This window comes from uncultured Gemella sp. (assembly GCF_963525165.1).
Taxonomy (GTDB): domain Bacteria; phylum Bacillota; class Bacilli; order Staphylococcales; family Gemellaceae; genus Gemella.
Window position 1 is genome coordinate 17421 of the sequence record NZ_CAURJN010000027.1, and the last position, 11207, is coordinate 28627.

Consider the following 11207-nt stretch of genomic DNA (forward strand, 5'->3'; position numbering starts at 1 on the left):
TTTTAACCTATTATAAAAGTTTATCTGCTTACTCTATAACTTCTTTGAAGTTCTCGATAACATCTTTCAACTCTAATTCTAAGATATAACTAATACCTTTTTCTTGCATTGTTACTCCGTATAAAGTATCCATAGCTTCCATAGTTCCTCGTCTGTGTGTGATAACTAGGAATTGATTATTCTCCGAATAAACTTTTAAGAATTTTGCAAATCTATTAACATTCTCTTCATCAAGTGCCGCTTCAACTTCATCAAGTACTACAAACGGAGGATTTTTAACCTGTAATATCGCGAATAATAAGCTAATCGCAGTTAAAGATTTTTCCCCACCTGATAATAATGAAAGGTTTTGAAGTTTTTTACCAGGAGGTGAAGCTTCGATTACTATTCCAGTATTTAATATGTCATTTGGTGATTCTAAAGTCATATCTGCATAACCACCTTTGAACAATTCTTTAAATATTTTATTGAAGTTTTCTGCTACTTGAACAAATGTTGTTAAGAAACGTTCTTTTACTTCTTTATCAATCTCTGCAATAGTCTCTTCTAGTTTTTCTTTTGCTTCTACAAGATCGGTAATTTGCTCATTATAGAAGTCATAACGTTCTTTAACCTCTTCGAACTCTGCTATAGCATTTAAGTTAATATTACCTAACTCTACAATCTCTTTACGAAGTCTTGCTACATCATTCTTATATGAAGGTACTTCTTCAATATTTTCAGCAGTTAATCTGTTTGATACACTCTCATATGTTACATTATAGTTAGTAACAAGGTTCTCTAGATATTCATCGATCTTAACTTCTATCTTCGTCTGTTCTACAGTTAATTTTTCGAATTCTGAAGTTTTTTGACGTAGACTTTCGTTATTTCTTTGTTGAGCTACCGTAATTTCTTTTTCGCGTTTGAATAATCCTGTTTTTTCCATATCAAGATCTGATAATAACGTCTTAAGCGTTGTTAATCTTTCACTACACTCAGCAATAATCTTAGAATTATTTTCTAATATCTTTTGCTCATCTTCCTCACTTAAAGACTCTGCATCTTTAGACATTTCTAATCTTGTTAGTTGCTCATTTATATCTGTTATATCAGCTAATAGTGATTCTATTAACTCTAAACCATGCTTAGTTGTCTCTTCTAATTTTGATTTTTCAATCTTAAGCTCAGCAATTTTCTCTAAGAACAATTCCTCTGTACTTTGGGCATTTTGTTTCTTACTACTTTCTTCCTTAATTTTCTCATCAAGTTTTCGTAGATCTACTCTAATTTTCTCCAGACTTTGAGTTAACTCAACAATATTACTCGAATTATCTTCAGTATCTTTGAATTCTAATAGTTTCTTCTTATTTAATTCTATATTCACTTTAATATCGGAAATTTCAGAGTTTTTATGATTTATACTTAATTCTAATTGCTTAAGTTTTAAAATCACCTCTTCTCTCACAGATTTAGAATTTAGAATTTCATCCATTAGCTGTTGTTGTTGACTTTCTAGTAAACTCTTCTCATCAGCTAATTTTTCAATCTTATCATTAATTTTTTCAAGATTCTGCACTAGCTCATCAAGTTCAGCCTTATGTTTAATAGATGAGTTATTATTTTTATTAATAGCACCACCTGTGATAGATCCACCACTATTGATGATTTGTCCATCAAGCGTAATAATTTTATTTCTGAAATTAATCTTTCGAGCTATTCTATTGGCATTGTCCATATTATCAACGATAATAACAAATCCTAATAGATGAGATATTATATTTTTATATTCAGTGTCAACAGTTATAAGATTCTCAGCAATATTGATAAATCCTTCCTCATTTACTACTGTTCTATAAATATCACTCGCTATAGCTTTTGCTTTAATATTATTTAACGGTAAAAATGTAACTCTACCTTTATTAGTTTTCTTTAAATGATTAATACACTCTTTAGCAACATGCTCATTTTCAACAATAATATTTTGTTGTGCTTGTCCTAAAGCAATATCAATTGCAACAGCATACTCATTATCAAATTCTACAATATTTGCTACACTATTGTGAACACCAGCTAAAGAATCTTTATTCGCAAGAATTTCTTTTACTCCAATATTGTAAAAACTTAAATTATTAATCTGATCTTCTAAGAACTTCTTACGATTTTCAAGATTACTCTTAAAGTTGTATCCTGTGCGTATTTGTTCATCAATATTTTTCCCATTTGAATTAATTAAAATATTTTTTTCAACTAATATATCAAGTTCTTTTTGAAGGTTAGCTAGCTGTTCATTTAAAGCTTTTTGTTCACCATTAGCTGCTGTAAGTTCTTCTATTTTTAAATCTAAAACTTGCTTTTGTCTTTCAATATTATCAAGAATTTCTTTACTATTTTCATCAGCACTTTCTAAATTCTTCTTAGCAAACTCAATACTATTTTCTAGTTTAGTTTCTTCATTTATTAAGCTATAATAGTTATCTTTTAATTCTTCTATTTTTCTTTCGATTAATTCTAATTTACTCTCTTCTCCCGATTCTAATGAAGAAATTTCTTTATTAATCTTTTGAATTTTACTTTTAGTTTCAGTATTTAGATTTTCTCTTTCTGCTAACTTATTCTCAAGGTTTTGTTTTCTTTCCTCAAGATACTTAATATCATCATTAATTTTTTCACTTCTCAGAGTTCTATTATTTTTTCTTTCCTCAATAACGCTCAATTGCGATTGAAGAGATTCTTTTTTCTGAACTAGCTCTAACTCTTCATCATGATATTTCATATAAGTTCTATCTAGAGAAACTAAGCTATTCTTGATACTTTCTAAATCTTTAATAAGTTCTTCCTGTCTACTTTCAAGCCCAAGTTTTTCAGATTCTTTGTCTTGTTTAACTCGTAGTAAATCTGCAAGTCTCTTTTGATATTCAGCAATATTATAGACATTTAATAAAATATCTTTCTCTTCAAGTTCATTAGAATAATCAAGATACTTTTGTGTTTTATTCTTTTGATCTTCTAAAATCTCATAACGACCTGAGATTTCTGAGAAAATATCATTTAATCTCATTAAATTGTCATTTGTTTTTTCTAATTTGAGATTAGTTTCTTTTTTCTTATTTTTATATTTTAATACTCCTGATGCCTCTTCTATAATTGCTCGGCGATCAACAGGCTTAGATGAAATAATATCTTCTACTTTACCTTGAGTAATAATACTATAACTCTCTTTATTAATTCCAAGATCTAAATATATATCTGTGATATCTTTTAGTTTTGCACGTTTATTATCAATGTAATACTCACTATCTCCATTTCTATACAAACGTCTTTTAATTTCGCAACTATCTTCTCCGTTAGAAAATGTTACCGCTACTTCAGCAAAGTTTTTTCTTTTCGCATCTTCAGTCCCTGAAAAGATAACATCTTTCATGCTACTACCACGTAAATTTTTAGCAGACTGCTCCCCTAAAACCCAACGAATAGCATCAATTATATTACTTTTTCCCGAACCATTCGGTCCAACAACACCAATTAAATTATTTTTAAATTCAAATGTTGTCTTCTTCTGAAAAGATTTAAAACCTGTAACTTCAACCTTTGCTAATTTCATCTCTTTTTCCTTTCATTAATTTTAAATATCTTTATATCCAAGCTTTTCTAATGCTTGTTTTGCTGAGATTTGTTCTGACTCTTTCTTTGTTGTAGACGTTCCGCTTCCGTATTGTTTTCCACCAATTAAAATAGCACTCGTGAAAGTTTTTGAATGTGATGGACCACTAGAATCAAGAACTACATATTCAATATCACCTAATTTAATCTTCGAAACATACTCTTGTAGTATAGTTTTATAATCTACAAAGCTGTGATACTCAAGATCTTGCACTTCTGTAAATAAAGTATTATTTAAGAAAGTTTTCACCACTTCAAGATTCGACTCTAAATACATTGCTCCTGTGAAAGATTCAAAAATATCAGCAAGTAAAGCTGCTCGACTTCTTCCGCCCATTTTTTCTTCACCTTTACCTAGATAAATACATTTATCTAAACCAAGTTGCAAAGCATATTTAACCAATGTTTTTTCACAAACAATAGATGCACGTAGCTTAGTAAGTTCCCCTTCTGGAAGCTCAGAAAATTTCTTAAATAAAAATTCACTTGTTGTAAGTTCAACAACAGCATCCCCTAAAAATTCCAGGCGCTCATAATTCAGATGCTTCGCAATTCTTTTCTCATTAGTATAAGAAGAATGAGAAAATGCATTTTTAAAATTATCACTGAATTTCAAATTAAATCCATACTCTTCATTCAAATTACTAAGTAATCTTTCAATATATGTTCGTTCCATAATAGTTCTCCTTTCTTTTATTATTAGGAGAAACTCAAAATTTCACATAAATTATCAAGTTTCCCCCACAAAATTATTATCATATTTTAAAATACTTTACTAATCCAATAAAAACTCAGAGAACACATCGTTTCCATAGAATAATCCTTTTCTAGTTAAACAAAGTTTATTACCTTCAATCTCTATGTAACCTTCTCTTATGTTTCTATCAATTACATCTTTGAAGATTTCTTCTGCTCTTTTTCCATACTTTTCTTCAAACATATCTAAATCTACACCTTCTAAAAGGCGGAGTCCTAAGAACATTTCCTCTTCAATTCTTTCCTTAAGTGTTACAGTATTCTCTTCACGTCTAGCATGACCTTTTTCTAACATACTATCAATATAGAATTTCAATGCTCCTTGGTTAGCATAACGTACTCCGTCAATATAACCATGAGCACCCGCTCCAAGACCGTAATACTCTATATTCCTCCAGTAACTGCTATTATGAACACTCTCATGACCAGGTCTAGCAAAATTACTGATTTCATATTGCTCATAACCATTTTCTGTTAAGAAGTTAATTACCTCATTGTACATTTTCTCTTCTATTTCATTTGAAGGTAATGTAACTTTCTTATCTCTAACTTGATTATAAAGCTTGGTTTTCTGTTCCAAGATTAATGAATAACATGAAATATGACTAATATTGTATTCTGCAACCTTCTTCATACTATCATATAAGTCATCCATAGTTTGCTTCGGTAATGAAAACATTAAATCTACATTAATGTCCTCAATCCCATGTTTTTTACAATTAGCAATCGCCATATCTACATCATCAGCAACATGTCCTCGTCCAAGAATTTTTAACAGTTCATTATTAAAAGTCTGAACCCCCATGCTAATTCTATCAACTCCGTAGCCCTTTACCAAAGCAACCCGAGAATCAACAAGATCCTCAGGGTTAGCTTCAAAAGTAAATTCACGCAGTTGTTGTGGAATTTTATTTCTAAGTGCAGTCAGTAGACGATGAAGTTGTTCATCACTTAATGCACTCGGTGTTCCACCACCAATATAAATAGTTTCAACATTTTGAATGTTTTCCATACCCTCAATTTCTTTGATTAAACAATCTATATACTTATCGACAGGTTGTCTTTGTATATAAAACTTGTTGAAATCACAGTATGAACAAATATACTTACAAAATGGAATATGAATATATACTCCGCGTGGATAACTTTTCATTATTCTTCATCCATTTTCAGAACAGCCATGAAGGCATCTTGAGGAACTTCTACGCTACCAACAGCTTTCATTCTCTCTTTACCTTTTTTCTGTTTCTCTAATAGTTTACGTTTCCTACTGATATCCCCTCCGTAACATTTAGCAAGAACGTTTTTACGCATTGCTTTAATAGTTTCACGAGAGATAATTTTGTTTCCAATTGCCGCTTGGATAGGAATCTCAAATTGTTGTTTAGGAATAAGTTTTTTAAGTTTTTCTACAATAACTTTACCACGTTGGTAAGCGAATTCTCTGTGAACGATAAAGCTTAAAGCATCGACTTGTTCACCATTTAATAGAATATCCATCTTAACAAGGTTACTATCTTTATATCCTGTTAATTCATAGTCAAATGACGCATATCCTTTTGTATTAGATTTAAGTTGATCAAAGAAGTCAAAGACGATTTCCGATAAAGGTATATCATAAGTAATATTAACCCTTGTATCATCGATATATTCCATATTTAAGAAGATACCACGTTTCTTCTGACAAAGATCCATAACAGCACCTACATAGTCATTTGGTACCATAATGCTCGCCTTAACGAATGGCTCAGTTATTTTATTGATTTTTTGTGGATCTGGCATTTCTGATGGGTTTGATACATCTACTAAAGTTCCGTCAGTTTTCTCAACTTTGTAAATAACCGATGGTGCAGTTGCGATGATATCAATATTAAACTCACGTTCAATACGCTCTTGAATGATTTCCATATGTAACATTCCTAAGAATCCACATCTAAATCCGAATCCAAGTGCTTGAGAAGTTTCCGCTTCATATTGTAAAGCTGAGTCATTAAGTTCTAATTTTTCTAATGCTTCACGTAAGTCATTATATTTTGATGAATCGATTGGATATAATCCACAGAATACCATTGGATTTAATTTTCTATATCCAGGTAATGCTTCTTTAGCAGGATTATTCGCTAATGTGATTGTATCCCCTACACGAGTTTCACTTACATTTTTAATAGATGCACAGATAAATCCTACATCCCCTGCAGTAAGTTCATCAACGATTTTTTCTTTAGGTGTGTGAATACCAACTTCAGTAACCTCGAACACACCACCAGTAGCTATCATCTTAATCTTATCTCCAGCTTTTACAGTACCGTTCTTAATACGAACTGAGACAATAACTCCTCTATACGCATCATATAAAGAGTCAAAGATTAAGGCTTGTAGTGGTTCAGCCGCATCACCTGATGGAGCTGGAATATATTCTACGATTTGTTCTAAGATTTCATCAATACCAATACCCGCTTTGGCAGAAGCAAGAACGATATCATCTGTAGGTAATCCAATTACATCTTCAATCTCAGTCTTAACCTTCTCAGGATCAGCAGCAGGTAAGTCGATTTTGTTAATAATTGGAATAATTTCTAAATTATTGTCTAATGCTAAGTATACGTTAGCTAAAGTTTGTGCTTCTATACCTTGAGCAGCATCAACTACTAAAATAGCCCCTTCACATGCTGCTAAAGAACGAGATACTTCATATGTGAAGTCTACGTGTCCCGGTGTATCGATTAAGTGGAAAATATACTCTTCTCCATTTTTAGCAGTATATTGTAATTGTACTGCATTAAGTTTAATCGTAATACCTCTTTCACGTTCAATATCCATCGAATCCAGAAGTTGTGCTTTCATCTCACGTTGTTCTAATGCCTTTGTTTTCTCTAAAATTCTATCCGCAAGAGTCGATTTCCCGTGGTCAATATGTGCAATTATAGAAAAGTTCCTTATTTTCTTTTGCCTTTCATTTCTTTTATCCATTTTATTCTTCCTTTACAAATCTTGTTTTTCTACGTAGTCTTTAGCTGTATAATACGAAAAACCATCCCTTATTAGCTTTTCAATCAGCTTTTGTTTAAGTGCATATCCTTCGTATCTGCGACTATAACTCTGATAAGCCCTTCTAAAATGCTCATCTAATATATCATCTTCATCTTCTTCCTCATAGTCTTCGAAAAATATGTCAAACACCTTTCTTATTATATCAGATGTAAAGCCATTTGTATAAAGTTTTTGTGTTATTTTTTGAACTTTTTTATTTTTCGTCTCTCTTCGTACCTTATATTCACGTTCAATAATTTTATAAAGCATTTCTATCATTGCTTCTTCAGTACAAATCTTCGTAATATTTTCTTCAATAACGTCTTTATCCAAGCCTTTTTCTAATAATTTTCTTTGTATCCAATACGGTCCTTTTTGATTTAGGTTAAAATAATCCATTACCACAGCTTCTACATAGTGGTCATCATTCAGATAACCTATTTCTATTAACTTCTCTATTGCCTCATCAATAACATTTTCAGCAATCTCTTTCTTCTGAAGATATTCTCTTATATCCTGCTTAGTTCTTAAACCAAATTGTAAATAATGTACTGCCTTGCTATAGGCACTCTCTATACTTTCATGAGAAATTATTTCTTTAAGTTGCTCTTTTGATAAATCTATTTTTCTTATAAGTCCATATTTAATTATCGTATCTTCTGAAACATAGAAATGTTTACCATTTTCTAATTCAATTTTATACTTAACTTTTAGCTTTGTTATATTTGTAATTTGCAAATTTACACCTACTTTCTACATTCCTCGCTAAAACTCTTACCTTTAATTTTATCAAAAATCACATAAAAAAGGAAATGTTAGAAAGAAAAGATTAACGAAATCTAACTAGTACAAAAAATTAGTTTCGCTAACCTTTTTTTATTTTTCTACATGGGAGTGACTCAAAAGCCCTAAATTTAAAAAAGTGTATATGAAAACTCATAGACGCAGTGGTTTATTGATATCTAAATTCGCTTTATAAAAACTTTTTAGATATCTAATAAACTGTGCTGGGAGACTCGGCAAAATCTATTTCTTTGAAATCACGATTTTTGAGTCACTCCCTATATAATCCTAAAGTAAATTATCTATGAATAATATCTACTAAGTCGCTTATAGTTAATTCTGGATCTGTAATTTCATCTATTCTTTCTTTTCCTACCTCTGCTAACCACATTCTAAAAGGCTCAGCTTTAGGAGATGGTACAGATTGAATTATACAAAATACACCTTGCATATCCGCAACGTCAGTATTTCTCATCTTCCCATCTGTTGCCTTCATTTTCAACTGGCTACAAATTGTAGCCAGTTCATTTCCTTCTTTTTTTAGTCTTGTTTTTAATACGCTCCAGTATTTCCTTGGATTCTCGCTTTCTGTTAATACTCCAACGATATCAACAATACTAAAATACAACTCTTCTCTTTCATTATCCCAAATTGATCTTATTTGATTTCCTTCAAATAATTTAATCTCATTATCCATAATTATTCTCCCTTCTGAATTTCATTTGTTGTTTACAATTACCTAGAATTTAAAACTATATGTAACATACAACTGATATAATTTCTTATAAATAAAATACTCTTAGCTATTACTTCATTTCATCATTTTCTCCTAAATTAGATTTTTATATCACTATTCTTATCTCTTAAATTTATAATTTTCTTCATCTATAATTTTATCAAAAACTAGATGGAAATGAAAGTTAAAAAAAATTAACGAAATCTAACTAGTACAAAAAATTAGTTCCGTTAATCTTTTTTTATTTTTCTAAATGATGATATTTCAATATATTGTCATCAGTAATAATATCATTTATATTTGTATGATCCCAAGGAGTTCCTTTTCTATGAGTAATTGTGACTAATTCACTTGCTGTAAGATTCCCATATTTTTTAAAAGTACTTTGGATAGAATTAATTACATTCTTCTCATCTAAAGATTGAAGAAATCTCGCTAATACCATTGGTAAAGTTATCTCTTGAGTAATAATTTCCTCATCTTTACCTATTTGTATATCATTTCGTCCATTATCTTTATAATACTCATAAACACTTGGAATAACAGGCCCATACTTAAATGCAATAATATCATCTTTGAAAAGTTTTTTCCCTGTTTTTTCTAAATACTCTGCATATACCAAATAAATCATTTTTTGAAGTTTCAAATTAGTCATCGACTTGAGACTAAGTAAAAATTTCGAAACATCTAAAGCCGTAATTTGAGAATCTTCCTTCATCTCTAATAGAAACTCCTCTAAATCAGTAAAAACATAAATATCCTCAAAAAAGCTATCTAGTTCTATCACACTTTTCCATTTAGGAGAGTTTGTTGTTAATCTATGTACCGCATATTTTGGTTCTAAAATAATTTCAGAGGTTTTCTCAAAAATATAGTTTATTATATCTTTACTAATATATTCAGACGCGTAATGCCACCCTATTCTTCTTTTTGTTCTATACGAACTCGAAAATAAAATTATATGTTCGAACATAAAAAGACCTCCTTCTACTCTTCTCTCTTATACATATCAATCCAATTTATATATTTTCGTTTTGATTTATGATTTTTATGTTCACTTTCATTAACTTGTTCATCTTCTTTTTTCCAAATTTGAACTTCCCAGGGTAAATAAATATTACTTGAACTCTTTAAATATATATGAATCGCATGATAATTTTCATCTTTTCTTACATATTGACGAAAAAGCTGTACTTTTAATAATTCTGAATTTTCTATTTTCTCCAACAATTCATCATAACTTAAATTCGATTCTAGTATTATCCTAAATCCCATAATGTCATTTAAACATTTTTGAATAGGTATTTGAAATTCATCCCTATCAAAACGATAATAATATAATTTATTAAGTACCGACTCCCTATTCTTTCCTCTAAATCTTATAGTAAATTTACTAGAATTCAATCTAATTTCTGAAACTAATATCTCCTTTGAAATTAGTTTTATATACTCATCTATTAAATCCATAAATAAACCATTATAACTTTTTTCCTTTAAAATCTTATCTATAGTTGTCTTTTTAAGGTTTATAATTTCTTTATTCTTATAAAAATTATTTGAAAAAGTTTTATGGTATTCTCCTATATTATTTAATAATTGTACAATCTTCTCAATCTCCATAATGACATTCTCCTATACTATTATTAATAATACAATCAAAAATAGAAAAAATCAAGAAACATACTTAAATTTTATCAAATAGTTTTATAAACACCTTTCCTCCCTTAATAACTAATAAAAATACCTAAACAATAATTTTAAAATTCATTAACTAATTAAAAAATTCCCAAACCATATAGCTTGAGAACTTTTATTTTCAACTAAGATACCAGTTATTTTTTAATTAATCCTTCTTTTTGTAGATACTCTTTTGCCACGTCATATGCAGATTTTCCGTCTACATCAACTTTGTAGTTCATCTCTGTCATTTCTTTTTCTGTTATTTTTCCAGCAAGTTTATTCAAGATTTTTTCAAGTTCTGGATGTTTTTTTAGAGTCTCTTCTCTTAATATCGGTGCCCCCTGATATGGTGGGAACAAACGTCTATCATCATTTAACAATTTAAGTTTATTTGTAATTATTTTACTATCTGTTGAGAATACATCGATAATATTTACATCACCATTCGAAATTGCTTGATATTTTAATGCTGGTTCCATTGTTTTAATATTTAGATTTAAGTGATAAAGATTTTTAAGTCCTATTCCACCATCTTCTCTATCATTAAATTCTAATGAGAATCCTACTTTTGAAGAATTTT

Annotated in this window: 9 protein-coding genes; all 9 read right to left on the reverse strand. The window is 29.7% G+C overall.

Going from position 1 to position 11207, the window contains the following annotated elements:
• Positions 1-28: 28 nt before the first annotated feature.
• Complete coding sequence (gene smc, locus RWQ74_RS06395; protein ID WP_314397447.1) at positions 29-3583, reverse strand: chromosome segregation protein SMC; 3555 nt, start codon at positions 3581-3583, stop codon at positions 29-31.
• A 21-nt stretch (positions 3584-3604) separates the two neighbouring features.
• Positions 3605-4318: a ribonuclease III gene (gene rnc / locus RWQ74_RS06400; protein WP_314397448.1), complete on the reverse strand. Its 714-nt coding sequence runs from the start codon at positions 4316-4318 to the stop codon at positions 3605-3607.
• A 99-nt stretch (positions 4319-4417) separates the two neighbouring features.
• Positions 4418-5551 (reverse strand): radical SAM family heme chaperone HemW, encoded by a 1134-nt coding sequence (hemW, locus tag RWQ74_RS06405; protein ID WP_314397449.1) that lies wholly within the window; start codon positions 5549-5551, stop codon positions 4418-4420.
• On the reverse strand, positions 5551-7368 hold the full coding sequence (gene lepA, locus RWQ74_RS06410; protein WP_314397450.1) for a translation elongation factor 4: 1818 nt from the start codon (positions 7366-7368) through the stop codon (positions 5551-5553). Before lepA ends, hemW begins: the two co-directional genes overlap by 1 nt.
• A 12-nt stretch (positions 7369-7380) precedes the next feature.
• Positions 7381-8166, reverse strand: coding sequence for a RecX family transcriptional regulator (locus RWQ74_RS06415; protein WP_314397451.1), 786 nt, complete (start codon positions 8164-8166; stop codon positions 7381-7383).
• Positions 8167-8509: 343 nt separating this feature from the next.
• The gene (locus RWQ74_RS06420; protein WP_314397452.1) at positions 8510-8908 is read right to left on the reverse strand and encodes a Bro-N domain-containing protein; all 399 of its coding nucleotides are present in this window, start codon (positions 8906-8908) and stop codon (positions 8510-8512) included.
• 280 nt (positions 8909-9188) lie between these two features.
• Positions 9189-9920: a type II toxin-antitoxin system antitoxin SocA domain-containing protein gene (locus tag RWQ74_RS06425; RefSeq protein WP_314397453.1), complete on the reverse strand. Its 732-nt coding sequence runs from the start codon at positions 9918-9920 to the stop codon at positions 9189-9191.
• Between the two features lie 14 nt (positions 9921-9934).
• Complete coding sequence (locus tag RWQ74_RS06430; RefSeq protein WP_314397454.1) at positions 9935-10567, reverse strand: hypothetical protein; 633 nt, start codon at positions 10565-10567, stop codon at positions 9935-9937.
• A gap of 212 nt (positions 10568-10779) precedes the next feature.
• Positions 10780-11207, reverse strand: a 428-nt coding sequence (locus RWQ74_RS06435; RefSeq protein ID WP_314397455.1) for a glycine betaine ABC transporter substrate-binding protein, incomplete at its 5' end; no start/stop codon positions are given.